General features: G+C 40.8%; 17 protein-coding genes. 5 read left to right on the top strand and 12 right to left on the bottom strand.

Features of this window, described 5'->3' with window-relative positions:
* Positions 1 to 11 precede the first annotated feature (11 nt).
* Positions 12 to 788 (top strand): peptidoglycan editing factor PgeF, encoded by a 777-nt coding sequence (gene pgeF / locus ACM0OT_RS00435; RefSeq protein ID WP_414561780.1) that lies wholly within the window; start codon positions 12 to 14, stop codon positions 786 to 788.
* A 272-nt stretch (positions 789 to 1,060) separates the two neighbouring features.
* Here the strand turns inward: pgeF and infC are convergent, their stop codons facing one another.
* The 4 genes from infC to rsmI form a co-directional block, all read right to left on the bottom strand.
* Entirely contained in the window at positions 1,061 to 1,576 is a 516-nt protein-coding gene (gene infC, locus ACM0OT_RS00430; RefSeq protein ID WP_414561778.1) for a translation initiation factor IF-3, read from the bottom strand.
* 291 nt (positions 1,577 to 1,867) lie between these two features.
* Positions 1,868 to 2,047, bottom strand: coding sequence for a 30S ribosomal protein S21 (rpsU, locus tag ACM0OT_RS00425; protein WP_414561776.1), 180 nt, complete (start codon positions 2,045 to 2,047; stop codon positions 1,868 to 1,870).
* Positions 2,048 to 2,418: 371 nt separating this feature from the next.
* The gene (locus ACM0OT_RS00420) at positions 2,419 to 2,763 is read right to left on the bottom strand and encodes a hypothetical protein (RefSeq protein ID WP_414545912.1); all 345 of its coding nucleotides are present in this window, start codon (positions 2,761 to 2,763) and stop codon (positions 2,419 to 2,421) included.
* A gap of 273 nt (positions 2,764 to 3,036) precedes the next feature.
* A complete protein-coding gene (gene rsmI / locus ACM0OT_RS00415) occupies positions 3,037 to 3,894 on the bottom strand; it encodes a 16S rRNA (cytidine(1402)-2'-O)-methyltransferase (RefSeq protein ID WP_414562226.1) in 858 nt (285 codons plus the stop codon).
* A gap of 183 nt (positions 3,895 to 4,077) precedes the next feature.
* On the opposite strand from rsmI, the gene ACM0OT_RS00410 reads away from it, so the two are divergent.
* From ACM0OT_RS00410 to ACM0OT_RS00395, 4 genes are all read left to right on the top strand, one after another.
* On the top strand, positions 4,078 to 4,947 hold the full coding sequence (locus ACM0OT_RS00410) for a sugar kinase (protein ID WP_414561774.1): 870 nt from the start codon (positions 4,078 to 4,080) through the stop codon (positions 4,945 to 4,947).
* A 4-nt stretch (positions 4,948 to 4,951) separates the two neighbouring features.
* Positions 4,952 to 5,821: a 3'(2'),5'-bisphosphate nucleotidase CysQ family protein gene (locus tag ACM0OT_RS00405; RefSeq protein WP_414561772.1), complete on the top strand. Its 870-nt coding sequence runs from the start codon at positions 4,952 to 4,954 to the stop codon at positions 5,819 to 5,821.
* Positions 5,822 to 6,137: 316 nt separating this feature from the next.
* Positions 6,138 to 6,452, top strand: coding sequence for an RNA recognition motif domain-containing protein (locus ACM0OT_RS00400; protein WP_414561770.1), 315 nt, complete (start codon positions 6,138 to 6,140; stop codon positions 6,450 to 6,452).
* A gap of 177 nt (positions 6,453 to 6,629) precedes the next feature.
* Positions 6,630 to 7,394 (top strand): hypothetical protein, encoded by a 765-nt coding sequence (locus ACM0OT_RS00395; RefSeq protein WP_414561769.1) that lies wholly within the window; start codon positions 6,630 to 6,632, stop codon positions 7,392 to 7,394.
* 97 nt (positions 7,395 to 7,491) lie between these two features.
* On the opposite strand, the gene ACM0OT_RS00390 is transcribed toward ACM0OT_RS00395, so the two are convergent.
* The 8 genes from ACM0OT_RS00390 to ACM0OT_RS00355 form a co-directional block, all read right to left on the bottom strand.
* The gene (locus ACM0OT_RS00390; RefSeq protein ID WP_414561768.1) at positions 7,492 to 8,379 is read right to left on the bottom strand and encodes a hypothetical protein; all 888 of its coding nucleotides are present in this window, start codon (positions 8,377 to 8,379) and stop codon (positions 7,492 to 7,494) included.
* A 23-nt stretch (positions 8,380 to 8,402) separates the two neighbouring features.
* Positions 8,403 to 8,915 (bottom strand): hypothetical protein, encoded by a 513-nt coding sequence (locus ACM0OT_RS00385; RefSeq protein WP_414561766.1) that lies wholly within the window; start codon positions 8,913 to 8,915, stop codon positions 8,403 to 8,405.
* A 416-nt stretch (positions 8,916 to 9,331) separates the two neighbouring features.
* Positions 9,332 to 10,045, bottom strand: coding sequence for a DevA family ABC transporter ATP-binding protein (locus ACM0OT_RS00380; protein ID WP_414561764.1), 714 nt, complete (start codon positions 10,043 to 10,045; stop codon positions 9,332 to 9,334).
* 39 nt (positions 10,046 to 10,084) lie between these two features.
* On the bottom strand, positions 10,085 to 11,242 hold the full coding sequence (gene devC / locus ACM0OT_RS00375; protein WP_414561763.1) for an ABC transporter permease DevC: 1,158 nt from the start codon (positions 11,240 to 11,242) through the stop codon (positions 10,085 to 10,087).
* Between the two features lie 2 nt (positions 11,243 to 11,244).
* Positions 11,245 to 12,432 (bottom strand): HlyD family efflux transporter periplasmic adaptor subunit, encoded by a 1,188-nt coding sequence (locus ACM0OT_RS00370; RefSeq protein WP_414561761.1) that lies wholly within the window; start codon positions 12,430 to 12,432, stop codon positions 11,245 to 11,247.
* 119 nt (positions 12,433 to 12,551) lie between these two features.
* Positions 12,552 to 13,889, bottom strand: coding sequence for an MFS transporter (locus ACM0OT_RS00365; protein WP_414561759.1), 1,338 nt, complete (start codon positions 13,887 to 13,889; stop codon positions 12,552 to 12,554).
* A 30-nt stretch (positions 13,890 to 13,919) separates the two neighbouring features.
* Positions 13,920 to 18,011, bottom strand: a complete 4,092-nt coding sequence (locus tag ACM0OT_RS00360) for a non-ribosomal peptide synthetase (protein WP_414561757.1) — start codon at positions 18,009 to 18,011, stop codon at positions 13,920 to 13,922.
* Between the two features lie 20 nt (positions 18,012 to 18,031).
* Positions 18,032 to 19,108 (bottom strand): TauD/TfdA family dioxygenase, encoded by a 1,077-nt coding sequence (locus ACM0OT_RS00355; RefSeq protein WP_414561755.1) that lies wholly within the window; start codon positions 19,106 to 19,108, stop codon positions 18,032 to 18,034.
* Between the last annotated feature and the right edge of the window lie 7 nt (positions 19,109 to 19,115).

The following is a 19,115-nucleotide window of genomic DNA, read 5'->3' as shown; positions in this document are numbered from 1 at the left end:
TTTGGTTCAAGATGCACACTTGGCACTGGCACGATTGGCAAGGACTACCCTATCTTACTTGTAGTTTGCTAAAAGATTGGCATCACGGCTTCTTTACTCAGCAGTTTTGGCCGCGATCGCCTGAAGATTTGACAAATGTGCTGCACCCAGAGGCATCAGCTTATCGCTTGAAACAAGTACATGGCAATATAGTTCTGACGCCACAAGAAATCCACAGCCAGACTAGTGAAGACGATTCTGACTTAGCTGCGGCAGATGGTTTAATTAGTGAACAGCCTTTACAAGCGGTGTGGGTGGCTAGTGCAGACTGTACGCCTGTACTCATTGGGGATGCGAAAACTGGCAGAGTAGCTGCACTGCACGCGGGTTGGCGGGGTACAGCCGCGAAAATTGTTCCTGGTGCGATCGCTCGACTGCGAGAACAAGGGAGCAAATTAGATGATTTACGAATTGTCATGGGCCCAGCGATTGCCGGTGAGGTTTATCAAGTTTCTGTGGAGGTGGCGGCGGAAATTGGTGCTAGCATTACACCCCATGAAGGGGAACAAAAGATTGTGGATGCTTTGCATGAGTTACCAAATTCACCTTTATTAACAGACCCCGATCCAGGTAAAGTTCGTTTAGATGTGCGGCGGGTGAATATTTTACAACTGGAAAGTTTGGGTATTAGTGGCGAACAAATAGCGATCGCTCCTTACTGTACTTACCAAACTCCAGAACATTTCTTTTCTTATCGTCGGGAAAAACAGAAAAAAGTCCAATGGTCAGGAATTGTTAGCTTGTCTTAAGCTACAACTTATAACCCCTCAGATTTAAAGTCTGGGGTGATACGAATGAATAGGCAATGAGGTAGCGTCTACCGCCAGGAGAAGTTAGTTTCTAAACTGTACTGCGGACAAAAATTTTTGTATCCGAGGGTACGTTAAAAGCCCAACACCACTTAACGGCAGTTGCTACAAATCGGCATAGTAGGACACCAGTGTCGGTGGCCTGCTTTTTTTATTACCTATTGCCTTTCATCGTTATGTGAAATTCCCCACCATCTATGCTGCGGGTTAGTTTATGCAGGAATGATTTGAGCAACTAGTGAACGTTTATCCAGTGATTGGACTTTACCTACTTGGCTGAGGGCAGTTGCAATCCGCTCTAACAATTCTCCAGCTTGTTCCCGATATTGATTTTCTCGCCCTCGTAACCGAATGGCAAACTTAACTGAATCGCCTTTATTCAACCACCCAATAGCTTGCTCGATACGTAAGTTGTAATCAGCCACACCGATGTTGGGACGTAGCCGGACTTCCTTGACCGTCGGTCTAGCACTTTGCCCTTGACGCTTTTTCTTTTGATACTGAAGTTTACCGTAGTTGAGAATCTTTGCTATTGGAGCGTCTTTGCCTTCGGATACTACAACTAAGTCAAGCTCCAGGTTCTCGGCTAACTGTAGAGCCTCAAAAGTATCGATCAAACCACGATTATTATTTTCATGGTCAATCAAGAAGACTTGGGGTGACTTGATTTGCGAGTTAATTAGTTGCTTTTGGATTACGATAATGGTTTCCTCCCAATTGTTCAACACTTTGTGTGTGTAATTATATCGTAACCTAATCTGTCGTCCAACCCTATTCGCAAAACCCGCCCCTTCAAAGTCCACTGCCGCATTTGGAACTATTTGCAGGTAATTTGTCGTGTAAAAACAGGTTAACCGCCAATTATTGTCGTTTTTAATAACTAGACAAAGTAATATACCCTCACTTTTCAATAATGGGATGAAGGTATATTACTGAATTTTATGTAAGAATATAAGGTACAGTGCGATCGCTTATTTAAGGTATCTCCTCTAGCAACGCCAGTACCAACCCAAATAGGTTTATTTAAAACGTCGGCTGCGTCTAGCTGATACAGCTTTACGTTTGCGCTTTTCCAACGGGGTTTCAAAGTGCCGATGGTACTTTACGTCAGCCAAAATACCAGCTTTAGAGACCTGGCGTTTAAAGCGACGCAAAGCTGAATCTATACCTTCATTTTCGCCTAGAAGCACTTGGGTCATTCTTCCTGTTTCCTCAAAATCAATAGTTTCCATTGTAATAGTAGCCTCACAGTTAGCAAAACACCTCCAGGATGAAACCAGAATAAGAGGCGATTCATTGCTTTAAGGCAGTTTATTTGTACTTCTGTTGGGCGCAATTAACACTTAGCTGTCAATTTATGCTAGTGCCTGAATGCACTCTCAGTGCAGTACGGAGGATGGGGCAATTATATCTTAACTTTTATTGCCTGTACTACAGTCTCAAGTGGCTTCAGTCAACTGTATTTGCCACCAAAAAATGTCTAGGCTGATCCGTGAATTATGGAATATCGTATAAAAAAACGTGTCTTTTTATACGATATTCGCAAAAAAATCTTGTCACGTTGTCTATATTAAAAGTTGATTCTGCCCTCATTTAATAATTTATATCCAGATATTAATGCGGCAAAACCAAGCAATAAATTCCACAAGCTAGTGGAGCGGAAAATTACGCCCCCGCTTAAGAAAACTAGAGCGATACCTATTACTAATAAAATCCATCCGAGATTACTAGTTTCTTTACGGAAAAATAATAGTGTAAACACTCCTGCCATAATTGCTAAAACTGAAATGGTAGCAGGTAATCTGCGGGAGAAAATTGAGTAGTAACCGCTAACAAATATGATGTTTTGAGTAAAAAAGTAGATGCCTGCAAAAAGTAGGATTACACCTAGAAGTTTGATGACTAGCCTGCCCATAATTTTTTAGATTTTACTGGCTGAAGCGAATTTAAAACATATTATACTTAATTTTTTGAAAATGTACGGTATTTTGTGTAAAATTTATCTTAAAAATAGAACTCATTTTAATTTCGGAAATATACATATGGTGGGCTTTTCACAGAATATCTGGGTTTTGGTGGACAAGGACTAACCTACATTACCGGAATTTTTCACGTATCATGGGAAATTAATATACTTAACCTAAATTAGATATATCCACGGAGTAATAGTTTCTTGAAGTGAATGATCTTACTCAGGACTTAAGACTAGAGAAAGAGCTAGTTGATAGAGTTGACGCCGGGGAACAGAGGTGATTTTTGCTAATTGACGGCTAGCTTGCGATCGCGATATTCCTTGACTCATGAGTTGTAGTAATTCGGCTTTCAGTTGTGCCTCCGAAAGTTGGAGTTGGCTGGCGGGAGTTCCGGCCACAACTAGGGTATATTCGCCTTGGGGTTCACGTTGATTATAATGAGCGATCGCCTCAGCAATGTTTCCCCGCCAAAATTCTTCGTACAATTTAGTTAACTCTCGTGCCATGACTATTTGGCGATCGCTTCCCCAAACTGTGGCTAAGTCTTGTAAAGTATCTCGCAAGCGGTGCGGTGATTCATAGAAAATTAAGGTGCGAGATTCTGTCTCAAGGGATTCTAAGTATTCCCGCCGTTTTTGTCCTTTGGCTGGGAGAAAGCCTTCAAATACAAACTTGTCTGTGGGTAAGCCTGCTGCACTTAAGGCTGTGACTGCGGCACTCGCACCAGGAATAGGAACTACTCTAATTCCTGCGGCAATACAAGCTGTCACCAGTTCATAACCAGGATCAGAAATTCCCGGCATTCCCGCATCACTCACCAAAGCGATAGCCTGGCCGTTCCCCATCTGCTCTAATAATTCTGGGATGCGGCTAGTGCGATTGTGTTCGTGGTAACTTATTTGGGGTGTTTTAATTTGAAAATGTTGCAATAGTTTCCCTGTGTGGCGGGTGTCTTCTGCGGCAATAAGATTTACAGTTTGTAAAATTCGCACCGCCCGAAAGGTCATATCTTCCAGGTTGCCAATGGGTGTACCGACAACGTAAAGTGTTCCTGGTTGAGGATCAGTCTGCATGAGTGAGAAAATCAGCGCTCGTAACGGGTTAATAATGATCATACCTTCGCCAAAACGCCCTCACTTTAGAAGAGTAGGGCTGTACAAACAAAGGCTGACTCCGCAGCTTGAAAGAGGTGGGCTTTGCTTATGTAGCCCCAGACTTTCATGTGGGGCTTTTGAGAAATTGGCTAAGGTATTGTTATGACTAATCTCAAGTCTCCGCGTGGGTTGTTTGTGGGTTTAGTCACCTTAGATTTGATTTACCTCGCTGATTCTGCCCCTAGGAATAATCAGAAGATTGTTGCTGCTGACTATACTTTAGCAGCAGGTGGGCCAGCAACAAATGCGGCTGTAACTTTCAGTTATTTAGGTAATCAAGCGCAAGTTTTAGGTGTACTGGGTTCTCACCCAATGACGCAACTAATTCGGGGAGATTTGGCAAATTACCAAGTTGCCATCGCTGATTTGGCTCCTAATATGAGTACAGCACCGCCTGTTTCTTCGATTATTATCACTCAAGCTACGGGTGAACGGGCTATAGTGTCGATGAATGCTGTCAAAACTCAAGCTAGTAGTACATCCATCCCATCTGATATTTTAGAAAATACCGATATCCTCTTGATTGATGGACATCAAATGGCAGTGAGCCGTAGTCTAGCCGCAACCGCCAAAGCCCAAAATATCCCCATTGTGATTGATGGTGGCAGTTGGAAACCAGGTTTTGCAGAAATTTTGCCGTTTGTCGATTATGCTATTTGTTCAGCTAATTTTTATCCCCCCAATTGCCACACCCACGCAGACGTTTTTGCCTACTTAAGTGCATTTGACATTCCCCACATTGCCATTACCCACGGAGAAAAACCCATTGAATATTTAAGTTCCACGAAAATTGGCAGTGTAAATGTACCGGAGATTACGGCAGTTGATACACTAGGTGCTGGTGATATTTTTCACGGTGCTTTCTGCCATTACATTTTACAGGGAAGTTTTACAGATGCTCTGGCACAAGCAGCCAACATTGCTGCTGAGTCATGTCGATGTTTTGGTACACGTCGCTGGATAGAAGGGTGAATAGATGAAAGACTTACAAGAAATATTGGCGATCGCCCGTGAAGTGGGTTGGGGTGCATCAGATATACTGCGATCGTACTACCACGGCACTGCAAAAGACCCTGATTTAGCTGTGCAATATAAACAGAATGAACCTGTGACTGTTGCAGATATAGCTGTTAGCCAATACATTTTGGAAAAGTTACAAGCCGCTTTAGGGCATGAAGAGTTTGCCTATATCAGTGAAGAAACCTATCAATCACAACTCAGTAGAGAAACTGCCAAGTGGGTGTGGATTATTGACCCTTTAGATGGTACGCGAGATTTTATCGAAAAAACCGGGGAATATGCCATTCACATGGCTTTAGTCAAAGAAACACGTCCAGTTTTAGCCGTAGTCGCAGTCCCAGAGGCAGAAAAATTATACTTTGCCACTATAGGCGGCGGTACATTTGTCGAAACCCATCATGGATGTGTCCCCATACAACTATCTTCAACTAAACGCATTGAAGATTTAATCGTCGTTGCTAGTCGTTCTCACCGCAATGAATCTTTAAATTACTTATTAGAAAACTTACCTTGTGGCAATTACAAATCTGTTGGCAGTATAGGTTGTAAAATTGCCGCTATTGTTGAGCAACAAGCAGATATCTACGTTTCTTTTTCTGGCAAGTCGGCCCCTAAAGACTGGGATCTAGCAGCCCCAGAATTAATTCTCACAGAAGCTGGTGGTAAGTTTACCCACTTTGATGGCAGTTTGTTACAGTACAATACCGGAGATATCAATCAATGGGGTGGGTTACTTGCCAGTAATGGTCAGCATCACCAGATTCTCTGTGAGTCAGCAACAAGGTTATTAGCAAAGTTTGCTGGTGATAAATTGGGCAATTTGTAGTTGATATTTTTGCACAAAATCAATGTGTTAATTAGTACGTAATTTTAGTATTTATATTAAGTAGCGATCGCTTGTTAATACTCATTATATATTCATACATTTGATAGATGGGAAGACATATAAGCTTTGCTATTAAAAGCTGAAAAAACATACGCAAAAGTTTATTTTATAATCTAATTACGTATGAAGAAATATTTAAAGGGTATGTTATATTTGTGGATAGAAAGATTACGTTCGATTGAGTAACTCATTTTGGTTTCTAAAAAGCGTTTCTCCGAATTTAATCTCTACACTTCTCTAAATTCGGAGACATTTTATGTCAATTTATGTCGGTAACTTATCCTATCAGGTCACTGAAGAAGACCTGAAAAAGGCGTTTGCGGAATATGGAACAGTTAATCGTGTTCAGTTACCAACCGACCGGGAGACAGGACGTCCTCGTGGCTTTGCTTTCGTAGAGATGGAAACAGATGTACAAGAAACAGCCGCCATCGAAGCGCTTGATGGTGCTGAGTGGATGGGACGCGACTTAAAAGTGAACAAAGCCAAACCACGTGAGGAAAGAAGTTCGCCTCGTGGTGGTGGTAGCTGGGGCGGTAATGACCGCCGTGGTGGTGGTGGACGTTACTGAAGCCTGGATTAAAATTATTTAATGGACATAAAATTTACAGTGGGGGTAACTAATTGAGACAAACATAATTTATTGTCTTTGCGGAACTAAAAGCAATAAAGATGTATCTTCCTGTATACTCACAAGGTGTTGTGGATACCATTAGTCTCCAATTTCTGGCTCTGGATTATCAGGAAAATGTTACGAGTTTATCATCTTTTTATCGGTGCTATTTTATTAGTTTTCATGCCAGTGGGAGCAAAGTTTGTTCTCCCCCATTTTTCTAATGCGGTTGTAGACAAACCATCATCTGTGACAACGCCAACTCAAAACACTCCGCCTCAAAGCAATTCTGCACTGGGCGCCAACGCGACAACAGGAAATATTTGGCAGAAGGTTTTGGGTAGTACTCCTACTCCAGATGGTTGGGTAGTTGCTCCTTGTGAGGGAACAGCCCCTCTGCTGTGTGTCTCCTCCCAGGGAAAACTTTTGGGTACAGTGGAAATTGGCGTTTATCCAGTTAAAAATCATCCAGATTTCCAGAAAAATTTAATTTCTGCGGGTATTCCACTCGATACAAATGTGAATTACCAAAGTTCTGATTATCAAAAGCAACTATTAACAGCACTTAATATTTGGGTTGCAGACTTCAAGACAGCTTTAGCTAAAGACCGCCAGGTTACCTATAAAAATGACACTGTTTTCTCAGCACACCCACCACAACAGGCATCAGTTGGTAAGCTGACAGGAGTACGCTACGGCTTTGTCGGTATCAAGAAAGATGGTGCAGTAAAAGAGCAAAACATCGGTTATGTTGCCTTTGATGGTACTAATCTTTATGTAATTACTACAGCCTTTGACCCCGGTGCTGTCACAGGTAAGTTTGAGCGATTAGAAAATTTAGCAATTTTTCAACCTTACTTGTCGGCGATCGCAGCTGATTTGCAGTTGGCTGTAAAGTGATTATAGCAGTGGACTAACACGACTCATTTGGTACATAAAAAAGGGTGTCCTCGCCCGCCCAGAACAGGCAAGATGCCTGTTCCACATATTAATTGAGCTAAATTTCCGCTACAGCACGTTCAATTAAGCGACGTGCTAAAGTTTGTGTGCCTGTGTGTTCGTAATAATTTGTGGACATATCCAAGAACGCCGCTAGGTAGTCTAACTTATCATCAGCTAGTTGGACGAAACTTTGTAAATTGCCCACTACTTTTTGGGGAGTTAAGTTGTTGGTAGTGACTAACCCATTCATCCAACCTTTAACGGAGTCAAAGCTTTCGCCAATAAAGTTTAATTTACTACCAGCATTGTTTCCTGGTATGGCATCTTTGATACCTTGAAAAGTTGAATTTTGTTCCAACTCTTGGGGATTCATCTGATTGATTCCAGATAATGCCTTATCGATGAAGTTGGGCCCTAGGGGTATTAAACCGTCAACACAAACTAAAGCCACCATGCGAATCAGTGACTCACCACTATATTCTCTCAAAGACGCCACAAAATCGCCGATACTATCTCCAGGGATGCCGTTAATTTGGCAGAAAGCCACCAATTCTGTGACTAATTTCAAAGATAAATCAATAGTTTGAGCTTTGTCGGCCTTGGGAGTTAAGTTATTTAAAAAACCCAATAAAGGAATTTTTTCACCAACTTTGTTAGCCAATGCTGCTGCACCCAAAGCTTTATCTGTTCTGTCAACAGTTTGATAAAGCCACATAGCTCGTTGGTATCCTTGGGAACGATCATTGTAGAGATAAATCGCTCGTTCGCCAATCTGTTGAATTAAATCTTCGTCAGTTTCACCAGTAACAGTCTTAATAGTGTTGACAAAGCCGACCGTATTTTGCCATTGACCAGGAGCGACAAAATCGAGGGAGTTTAACATGGAAACAGTTAAACCACTGGTTGGCAATTCATCAACCAACTCAAAAATTGGTTTATTCACAGAAATCTCCTAATTGAGTTGTTTTAATTCAATTGAGCCAGACCATCAAGATTAAATTTCTCGATCCAGGCGGCGCGATCGCTTGCAGTAAATGAAGGATCACGAGACAATACCTTAACTTGGTAGCGATTATTTACCAGTACTGCGGTTTGAGTTTTGCCAATTTCCCGCGCTGGATAACCAGCAATTTTTTTGGTGCTATTGGAGTAGCTGGCTGCTGTTGTGGGTGTGCTAGCGGTATCAGAAATAGCTAGCATGGCTAAATCTTGACCATCTCTTTTTAACTTGGCTTCAGCAAAACCTTTTTTCTCTTGGGTAAATACTCGCTCGTAGCCGTCTCCAGTAGTAGGGAAAAATTTATTAAATTCTCCACCTTGAGTAGCAGTGTCAACAACTGCTTGACCTCTTTTTTGTTGAGTACTTTCTTGTTGAACCTGGTCAAAACGTCCAGTTTCTTGAGGAGTACAGGCTGTAGTTAGTAGTAGAACTGACAGCAATAAACTAACTAAAATTCTCCGCCCACGGGGGAAATTCATTTGTGGTTTTTCCTTACTTTTGCTGAAGTTGTGAAGTCATTACTCATTAGACAAGGGGATATGAGTCGGGATTAATTTCTTCCCTTATTTTCGCTGATTTTGATTTCCACTTGCTAGTTCATTTGTTCTAACAATTCTGAGATACTCCCTATTTTTACTCTATGGTAAGGCTTGCTTGAATAACTAACCAATCCTGATCTTGCTTTTTTATTACTTTTTCAGCAAGCCCTAAGTATCACTGAAATACTTATGTAATATAGGTTTTAGTCTCAGCATACAATTTTCCCATTTTGGCACAGTGATACCTTAAACAATTCTTTTAGCAAAAATGAATGGTTCTCACACAATTTTGGTGATGCCTATTAAGGCATGTAGCTTTGACTACATAACTAATAGTTGAGATGTTAAGCCTAACCTTAGTTTATACGGTTATTTGAGACATCCCTAACTTCATTCTTTAAATGACCATCTTCCATATAAATAATCCGATCAGCTATATCTAGAATGCGATTATCATGGGTAATTAATAAGACTGAAGAATTTTGATGTTTGACAAAATCTTTTAAAATTTCTACTACAGAATTGGTACTTTTTTTATCTAAAGAAGCTGTAGGTTCATCAGCAAGAATTAGCTGGGGTTGAGTTACTAAAGCTCTAGCAAATGCTACTCGTTGTTTTTGTCCTTCAGAAAGTTGCTCTGGATAATAATCAAGGCGTTGCTGTAAGCCGACTAACTCCAATATGGCGGCTGAACGAGAACGCATCTCTTTTTTAGAAAGATTCTTACATACTTCTAAGGTCATTTGGACATTTTGAGAAGCAGTTAAGAAGGGTACTAGATTATGCTTTTGGAAAACATAGCCAATTTTCCGACGTAAGTGTAATAAATTTTGATTACTTATCCGATAAAGTTCTTGTTCTAAAACTTTGATACTACCTTCTTGAACAGAGCGCAACCCTGCGATCAGGCTTAATAAAGTTGTTTTACCTGAGCCAGAGGGGCCAGTTAAAATTATAATTTCACCGCAATTAATTGATAAATTAACATCAAATAAAGCCTGTTTACGCAATGAACCTCTACCAAAGTAGTAGTTTAGATGTTGAATAGAAATAACAGAATTTTGATACATAAGTTTTTAGGTAAAATTTTATAATTTATAATTTATAATTTATCCAAATAACTCTGCTGGATCGGCAGAACGCAGTTTATTCATAGCTAATAAACTAGCAAGGGAACACATAATCATGGTCAATAATATGACTATTAATGCTCGATCAAAACTCATGTGCATTGGTAGGCGAGTGGCATTTTCAACAAAATTGTATATATATAAACAAAAACTAAATCCAGGGATATATCCAATTAATGACATGAAAACTGCTTGCTGTAAAACGACTTTGATTAAAAATGTATTTGCATATCCGATTGCTTTAAAAGTTGCGTAGATATATAAACTATCAGAAATTTGTGTATACAAAATTTGATAAACAATAATTCCCCCAAAAACACAACCAATTACTGTACCCATGTTAAAAATAAATCCAATGGGTGTAGACTGCGCTAAAACCTGTTTTTCTAGCTGCATAAATTCTGCTAGAGTCATTATTTTCACATCTGGGGAAAGAGTTTTAGAGACTTCTTTGATAATATTTTTGGCATCCACACCAGGTTGAAGTTTGATAGCTCCCATGTAAACTTTTTCTAACGGTTGATTTAAGAGTCGAGAAAAATTTAAATCACTGGTGATAATCAGACCATCAGCAGACATAACTCCCCCACCCAGAGAAAATAGTCCCCCTACTGTTGTTTGCTTATTTGATAGTTCTATCGGTAAACTTCCAGATTTGATGAAGCTATCAGCAATTAAACCATAATCAGGTCGAGAAAGACTATCGAATAATATTGTATTTTGTTTTTTCAGAATTTCCGTTTGCTGATTTACTTCTGGTAAATTGAATACAGGCTGATCAGGCACAAATGCACAAATAGCAATGGGTCTACTAATGAATGTTTCAGGATTTTTTAAATCACCAATACCAAAATAAAAAGGATTGACTGACGCTATATCATTAATTGCAGAAATATTATATAGATAACGTCTAGGAAATGGTTTCATTTCAAAAAACCGTTCAGTATCAGCATGAATCAAGACTAAATCTGCCTGTAATGTTTTATGGATAGTTACAGAATCTTCAAAAAGTCCATCTCTAAAGCCTAACTGAATAAACATTAATAATACAGCAAAAGTCACGCCAATTATTGTTACTAATAATCGAGTCTTGCGGTGAACTAATTGTAGCCAGGCAATGGGTGTTTTATAACTCATGATTATTTATTCTTGGCGATTTTATCTGAATCAGTTTCAATTCTGACATCCACTTGTAGATTGATGAAATTTGCAGCTTGAGCAATATCTTCATCTGCTAGGCGAATTTTAACTTCTACCACCCTAGAATCTAATGCTAAAACAGGGTCACTGCTGAGAATATTTCTTGAGCCGATTTGGTTACTAATTTGCTCTATTTTTCCTGTTAAAACACTAGCAAGAGCATTGCTAGAAATAGCAGCCTTTTGTCCAATTTTAAGTTTATTAATATCAGTTTCATAAACTTCGGCAATCACGAACATTTCTTGAGTTTGTCCTAGTTGTACTATGCCATTTTCGCTAATAGTTTCCCCAGGGAAAGAGTTGATTTTCAAAACCTTTCCATCTACAGGTGCTTTCACATAAGCTAAATCTAAATTTGCTTTTGCTTCCGCAACAGATACAAGTGCTGTTTCCAATTCGGCTTGAGCAACTTGTACATCCACAGGACGCACTTCTTTTAGCTGTGCTAACTCAGCTTGAGCTGCTTTAATTTGACTAGGAAATGACGATGAAATTTGATTCAGGTTGGCTTTGGCTTCATCAACTTGAGCTTGTAAAGTTTCTACTGCCAAGCGTTTACTATCATTAGTAACAGCAGAAATTGCTCCTTCTTCGTATAGTGATTGAAACCGTGAATATTCGGTTTGGGCATTTTTAAATTCTGCCTCTAAACGAGCAATCTGAGCTTTTTGAGTGTTGACAGATCCTTGAAATTGAGCTTGTAAATCTGCTATACGTGCTTGTTGAGCCGCAATTTCCCCTTGTTTAACAGTTCCGGCTCTGACTTGGTTAAGTTGGGCTTGGGCAACTTTAACATTCTGTTGGGCTTTTTCTACAGCTGTTCGTTGCTGGTTCAGGATATCCAGCACAGCAATCACTTGGCCGCGACTGACTTGTTCTCCTTGTTTAACTTGGAGTTGAGCCACCCTAGCCGTTTGCAGAATAGATGGCCCTGATAGTTGAATAATTTTATCCTTGGTTTGGATGCGTCCCAAAGCCACTACAACTTGATTGACAGGTTGTGTTTGGGGAACTGCGGGGATGGGATCACTCTGCTCGGTAGACTGAAAGCGAAAATTTGATTGAGTGGCTACGAAATAAAATGGTACACCAATAGCTGCTAATCCTAGAGGGATGATAACAGCCATTATCCAGGGAAATCTAGATTTGGTTTGTTTACGAAAAATATCCATTGGTCTAAAAATTTGGCTTGATTGGTGAATTTGTTTGTGTATGTGAGGAGTGGGTAAAATCTGGTGTGTTTTGCTTAAATCTCAGCTACAGCAGTAGTTTCATCTTCAACTGCATCAGGTAATTGATGTTCTACTAATCGCAGAGGACGATATTGATAAGCGATCGCAGTCACTAATACACTCAGTCCTCCCATGATGATGAACATCAACCCAATACCTCGTCCAGTACCGACTCCGATGATTTTACCGATACTGTCTGCTAACAAGCCGCCTTCACTCATTAATGGTTCAAAAACGTGGTCAGCTAATGGTCCAGCCACCACGTAAGCAAAAGGTAAAGATGCGTTTGCGATCGCACTAATTAAAGCAAAGATGCGTCCTTGGACATTCGGTGCAACTTTCTTTTGAAAAATTATTAAAGTGGAACTATTAATAACTGGTTGACCAAAGAAGAATAAGAACGCTATCACCGCCAACAGGGGGACTGATTTATGCAATCCAGCCGCCATAATACACAATCCCCCCAGCAACATAAAACCGAAAATACTGTTAATACGCTGCTGTGGCCCCTTGTAGGTACTCATGACTACACTACTGGTTAACATCCCCACACCACCAATAGTCAGAATTGAACCTAAAGCTGTGGGGGAAGCAAAAGATAGCACCAGGGGTGTGACTAATATCTGTACTACTCCCACCAGGAAGTTAGTAATAGCGAAGAAAACCAGTAACCCTACTAAACCTTGACGGTGCAGAATGTAAGTTAAGCCATAGGTAACTTCTTTCATTAAGGAAGGTTTTTCTGTCGATTGCGGATCAACAATTCCTTTAGGGAAACGGACTTGTAATAAAGTCACTAAAGCAAAAGTGAAAGTCACAAAGTCAATTAAAATAATTCCCTGTAGCTTGATAGTAGCTAATAATACACCAGCTAATAAAGGTGAAACTAATCGGGCTAAGGCATCTCCTAATTGCAACATTCCGTTAGCCCGACCGAGGTCTTGCTTAGGGACTAAAGTAGTAGTAGCTGCTGTATAAGCTGGCCATTGAAAGGCACTAAAACAGGAACTAACCGCAGTTGCAACATAAATATGCCATGTTGCCAGATGACCAAAAGTAAAAAGAAAAGCGATCGCTCCTGTAGAAAGACCAGCACCAACATCACTAATAATCATGATCCAGCGTCGCGGCCAACGGTCAACCAACGCCCCTGCTACAGGGGAAATTAAAATTGTCGGCAAGCTGGTAAACAGGGAAATCAAAGCAAACTGAGTTACAGAACCAGTTTCTTGGTATACCCATACACCTAAAGAGAAATTTGTCAAGCCTGAGCCGATCAAAGACACCATCTGTCCGAACCAGATGAGTGTAAAGACTCGCATTCCTATGTTTTTTTGATGTTGGGTAATCATGACATTGCTCCTCACTTGTTCACTAACCCCCTAAACTTGCTCAAAATAAGTTTTCAATTGTTCTGCTAATACCTGTACGTGAGGATTAACAATCATGGACAAATGATCACCCGGTATCCAATGCACATCAACATCTGTACTGGCAAAATCGCTCCAGCCCCAAGCTGCATCTTGAGGCAGCATATTTTCATCAATTTCGGCACTAGCCGCATCATCAGGATGCAATTCACTAGCTCGAAACAAAGCAATTTTGGTCGGATAAACCTCTGTTGGTAAATAACGGGCTTGTTTGTTGGCTTGGAACACTTGCACCAAACCGCGAACCTGGGTAACTCCGGTTTCCGGTGGTAACAAACCAACGGCTGTTAACTGGTCTTGGAAATAATGTAATTGTGCTTCTGGGTCGAGTGATTGTAATTCTGAGTAAGATACTAATAGTTGTTGACCACACAACCGCGAGATGATTTGAGATAGATAAACTAACCAAGTGGCGCTATCCCAATCAAAACGTTCTGGGAGAATACCGGGAAGAGGTGCAGGAGTATCGAAAATGACAACTACAGCGACTTGCTCACCTACTGCCAATAATTGCTGCGCCATCTCAAAAGCCACCTGACCACCAAAGGAATGTCCGCCCAAATAATAGGGGCCTTCCGGTTGCACAGTTTTGATTGCTTGGATGTAATCTTTAGCGATATCTTCAATCCGGGTATGGGGTTGTGATTCTCCATCCAAACCCAAGGCTTGCAGTCCGTAAAATGGTTGGTCTAAACCTAGATGACGCGCCAAATGGTAGAAATACAGGACATTACCACCAGCCCCAGGCACACAAAAGAAAGGTGGTTTAGTACCCTGGGGTTGAATTGCTACTAGAGGCGACCAAGGAGAAACTGCGGCATCTTGCCTTACAACATCAGCAATTTGGGCAATAGTGGGATGTTGGAACAACGTTGCTAAAGGCAGATTTTTACCCAACTGTTGCTGAATTTGAGCCATGAGGCGCACAGCCATTAAAGAATGTCCACCCAAATTAAAAAAGTTATCTTGCACTCCCACAGGACGGACATTTAAGATATCTTCCCAAATGTTGACTAATTGCAGTTCGATCGCATCACGGGGAGGTAAGTAACTATGGGAAACCTGGCGCAATGTATCTGGTGCGGGTAAAGCATGGCGGTTGAGTTTGCCGTTGGGGGTTAGAGGTAGAGCCTCCAACATGACAAAGGCAGAGGGTACCATGTAATCGGGTAAACTTTCGTGGAGATATTGCTGTAACTCGCTATCGTTGAGGGTGTGTCCTGGCTGGGGAACAATATAGGCAACCAAGCGGGGATTACCGGGTTCATCTTCACGGGCAATGACAGCTGACGATCGCACTTGGGGATATTGACTCAGCAGCGCCTCGATTTCTCCTAATTCAATGCGGAATCCCCGTATTTTTACTTGATGGTCAATTCTTCCCAAGTATTCAATGTTGCCATCTGGCAGAAACCGAGCTAAATCGCCAGTTTTATATAATTTACCGTTGCCAAAAGGATTGGGAATAAATTTTTCTTGGGTTAAGTCGGGACGATGCAGATAACCTTTAGCTAAACCCGCACCACCAATATGTAACTCACCACTTACGCCCAGGGGCACAGGTTGTAAATGCTGGTCGAGGATATACACTTGGGTATTAGCGATCGCTTGACCAATCGGCACAATTTGCTTGGCTGTTCCAGGCTGGCAAGTCCAGAATGTCGCATCAATACAAGTTTCTGTGGGGCCGTAAAGATTGATTAAATCTGCATTGAGATGGTTGAAAAAGCGCTCTTGCAGTTCCACCGATAACGCCTCACCACCACAAAATACTCGTTTTAGGGATGTACAATCCTGGATATTGTCGTTTTCTAACAGCATCCGCAGCAAAGTTGGTACAACCTGCAAAACTGTGATTTTTTGCTCAACAATAGTTTGAACAAGGTAATCACTGTCTTGATGTCCTCCTGGTTGCGCCATTACCAATTGCGCCCCCACTAGCAAAGGTGCATAAAATTCCCACACAGAAGCATCAAAACTAAACGGAGTTTTTTGTAATACCTTATCTGTAGCTGTCAGGGGAAAATCCTGTTGCATCCACAGCATATGATTACAAATTGCCCGGTGTGGCAGCATTACCCCTTTGGGTTTACCTGTGGAACCTGATGTGTAAATTACATAGGCGAGGTGATCAATAGTGACATCACTGACTGGATTTGTGGTATTTTCTTGAGCGATCGCTTCCCAGTCTGTATCTAAGCAAATCGTCTTTCCAGAATGTGGAGGTAGAATGCTAATAAGTTTTTGTTGAGTCAATATTACTGGTGTTTGGGCATCCTCCACCATAAAAGTTACCCGTTCCTGGGGATACATGGGATCAATTGGCAGATATGCGCCGCCAGCCTTCAGCACTCCCAACAAAGCCACAACCATCTCTAGGGAACGCTCCATACAAATTCCCACCAAGACATCAGGCTTAACTCCCAGCTTTTGGAGATGATGCGCTAATTGATTGGCACGATGATTTAATTGGTTGTATGTTAATTGCTCGTTTGCATGGGTAACAGCAATATGATTAGGAGTACGTTCTACTTGGTGATCAAATAGCTGATGTAAACACTGGACTTGCAGGAAGTCTATTTGTGTATTGTTGAAATCAATTAGTAAATGTTGACGTTGTGCAGGTGGTAAAATCGTCAATTCACCAATCGCTGTATGGGGATTTTGAATGACACTTTCTAGTAAAATCTGATACTGAGCCGCTAAATCTGCAATATCTGTTGCCGAGAATAAACCAGCATCATAATGAAACTCAGCTACCAGAAAATCATCGCTGCGGATAAACGAGAGTTTGACATGAAATTGGTCAAAACAAACGTAGGTTTGAGATAAATTAAAGGATACTTCTCCAGTAGTGGATAAATTACGAGATTGTTCAAAAAAATCAAAACAAAAAGGTAGGAAAGGTACATGAGTTGAAAAAGCTAACGCAGAACCTAACCCCCTAGCCCCCTTCCCTATAAGGGAATGGGGAAGATTTAAAGCCTCTCTCCTTGCAGGGGAGAGGTTTGGAGAGGGGTTTTCTAAATCCTCATCAGTTTGAAAAACCTGCTCCCAAGTAAAACAGTCTTGCCAATCTTCAGCTTGATTTTTGACTAAAGCCAATTCTTCTAAAACTTCCCCCAACTTGAAATCATTTTCCAAATGACAATTTAGGGGTAAGTATCTGGCAAATAATCCCAAAGTTTCCTTGAGTTCTTCCTCTGGCCTACCATCACAAGCAGTACCAACTACCATATCTGCAACGCCGGTTAAACGCCAGAGTAAAATTTGCCAGCAGGTTAATAAAAAGGTTGATTCGGAAGTATTAAATTCGTCAGCAATAGCGGAAATTTTAGCTGCTAGTTCTGGGTGAATTGTGCGAGTCAGAACTTGGGGGTAAAATGCAGTTTGAGCAACAGACTGATTTACTGTTGGTAATTGCAAGCCGGAAACGTGGGAGAGGTCTTTTTGTTGCCAGTATGCTCGACCAATTTCTGCCTCTGGTGCTGTTAATAATTCATTCTGCCATTCTGAGAATAAAATATACTGCACTGGCTCATCAGTTAGTTCTAAACCTTGATAGGCAAGACTGATTTCTGTAACTAAATTATGGAGTGAGATGGTGTCAGCAGACAAACTAGGTAAGTTAATTAACAATGTATGCTGAAAAGGAGACAGAGTTAGCAATGATATCTGCAATGAAGGCGATCGCTCAAAATCAAAAATCTGTTTTTTGGCTGATTCAATAAGAGATGCGATCGCTTGTTGTTGTTTGTGAGTTTCTCTGCCACTCAAATCCTGATATTCAATGAATATATTGCTGTTATCAGTGATTACTTGTAATGGCAAATTCATTCCTGGCAAGCAATGAAATTCAGTCCGCAGAATTTGATGCCTTTGGACAACAACTTCTAAAGCTGTTTTTAAAGTTGTTAAATGTAAATTACCTGTAATTTCTATAGCAACCAGAGAGCGATAAGCTTGGTTATTTTGTTGTTGTAATTGCCATAGATGTTTTTGTTGCGGCGCTAGTTGAAAGCCGTAAATTTTTTCATTCTGCATGGGAGTAATTTCGTTAAATGTTAACTATTGGGGGTGCGAGTAAATGGTTCACCCATTGCTGTCAAAATCTTTCTTGGCCCAGCATAAGGATTACGTCCGTGAGCAACCAACATATTGTCCAGAATGATGATGTCGCCTTTGTGCCAAGGAAAAACTATGGTTTCTTGTTGATAGGCTTCTCGGATTTCCGCAATTACAGAATCTTCAATTGGAGAACCATCACCGTAATAGGTGTTATATGGTAAATCTGCTTCGCTAAACTCATTCAAAAATCGCTCACGAAATTGTGGTTCTAAACTGGATAAATGCCAAAACATAATGTGATTAAACCATACCATTTCGCCAGTTTTGGGATGTTGGGCTACTGCGGGGCGCACTTGTCGAGTTCTGAGGCGATTATCATCTTTCCATTCAGTTGTAATATGAGCATTGCGGCAGTATGCTTCCACAGCTTGTTTATCATCAGTACGGAAACTTCTTTGCCAAGGAAGACCAAATCCATCACCAAAATTACGAACTAACATCCACCCTTTTTCCATAAATCGCTCTTTAATTTGGGGATTGATTCTTTGGAAAACTTTCCTCATATCAGCAATTGGTGTTTCTCCTTGCTGAGTAGCGGGTTGGATGCAGCAAAACCATATCTTCATTGGCCAAGTAATTACGTAGGATAATTCGTTGTGCAAGGCAATGGAGTGTTCTGGCGGAAATTCAGTTGATGTGTAAACTTTATCACTAAGTTGTGTACGTGGCGTTGCACCTTCCAAATAGTGCATGAGTTGTGGACATACAGAATTAACAAATTGTTCAAAATCAGATTGAGTATTAACATCAAAACCTCTAAATAAGATTCCTCCATATTTCAACACGTTGGTTTCGATGAATTCCTGATTATTTTGCGCCCAAATGTGCAAATTTAATTCAGAAAGCTGTGGTTGTACCACTAACGGCAAGGATTTTCCTGGCTGTAAATAACTAATATCAACTAATTTTTGCGATGATACACTGATAGCTTTTGGCTGGAAGGTTTGTTTTTTGTTCGCCCACATTTTTTTAAAAGCGGGCTTTTGTACTGGGGTAATGTTTTGTGTTTTCATTGTTCTA

The sequence above is a fragment of the Anabaena sp. CCY 9613 genome (assembly GCF_963920895.1).
Lineage (GTDB): Bacteria > Cyanobacteriota > Cyanobacteriia > Cyanobacteriales > Nostocaceae > Cyanocohniella.
The sequence above is the reverse complement of the archived record's forward strand: the minus strand, read 5'-3'. Positions and strand labels throughout refer to the sequence as shown.

What these genes read in the sequence shown, in the direction of transcription:
- ACM0OT_RS00400 (WP_414561770.1), top strand. Translation starts at nt 6,138, where the DNA reads ATGTCAATTTATGTCGGTAACTTATCCTATCAGGTCACTGAAGAAGAC.
- ACM0OT_RS00360 (WP_414561757.1), bottom strand. Translation starts at nt 18,011, where the DNA reads ATGCAGAATGAAAAAATTTACGGCTTTCAACTAGCGCCGCAACAAAAA.
- ACM0OT_RS00385 (WP_414561766.1), bottom strand. Translation starts at nt 8,915, where the DNA reads ATGAATTTCCCCCGTGGGCGGAGAATTTTAGTTAGTTTATTGCTGTCA.
- ACM0OT_RS00405 (WP_414561772.1), top strand. Translation starts at nt 4,952, where the DNA reads ATGAAAGACTTACAAGAAATATTGGCGATCGCCCGTGAAGTGGGTTGG.
- ACM0OT_RS00420 (WP_414545912.1), bottom strand. Translation starts at nt 2,763, where the DNA reads ATGGGCAGGCTAGTCATCAAACTTCTAGGTGTAATCCTACTTTTTGCA.
- ACM0OT_RS00365 (WP_414561759.1), bottom strand. Translation starts at nt 13,889, where the DNA reads ATGATTACCCAACATCAAAAAAACATAGGAATGCGAGTCTTTACACTC.
- rsmI (WP_414562226.1), bottom strand. Translation starts at nt 3,894, where the DNA reads ATGCAGACTGATCCTCAACCAGGAACACTTTACGTTGTCGGTACACCC.
- ACM0OT_RS00370 (WP_414561761.1), bottom strand. Translation starts at nt 12,432, where the DNA reads ATGGCTGTTATCATCCCTCTAGGATTAGCAGCTATTGGTGTACCATTT.
- ACM0OT_RS00395 (WP_414561769.1), top strand. Translation starts at nt 6,630, where the DNA reads ATGTTACGAGTTTATCATCTTTTTATCGGTGCTATTTTATTAGTTTTC.
- rpsU (WP_414561776.1), bottom strand. Translation starts at nt 2,047, where the DNA reads ATGACCCAAGTGCTTCTAGGCGAAAATGAAGGTATAGATTCAGCTTTG.
- ACM0OT_RS00355 (WP_414561755.1), bottom strand. Translation starts at nt 19,108, where the DNA reads ATGAAAACACAAAACATTACCCCAGTACAAAAGCCCGCTTTTAAAAAA.
- ACM0OT_RS00380 (WP_414561764.1), bottom strand. Translation starts at nt 10,045, where the DNA reads ATGTATCAAAATTCTGTTATTTCTATTCAACATCTAAACTACTACTTT.
- pgeF (WP_414561780.1), top strand. Translation starts at nt 12, where the DNA reads ATGCACACTTGGCACTGGCACGATTGGCAAGGACTACCCTATCTTACT.
- devC (WP_414561763.1), bottom strand. Translation starts at nt 11,242, where the DNA reads ATGAGTTATAAAACACCCATTGCCTGGCTACAATTAGTTCACCGCAAG.
- ACM0OT_RS00410 (WP_414561774.1), top strand. Translation starts at nt 4,078, where the DNA reads ATGACTAATCTCAAGTCTCCGCGTGGGTTGTTTGTGGGTTTAGTCACC.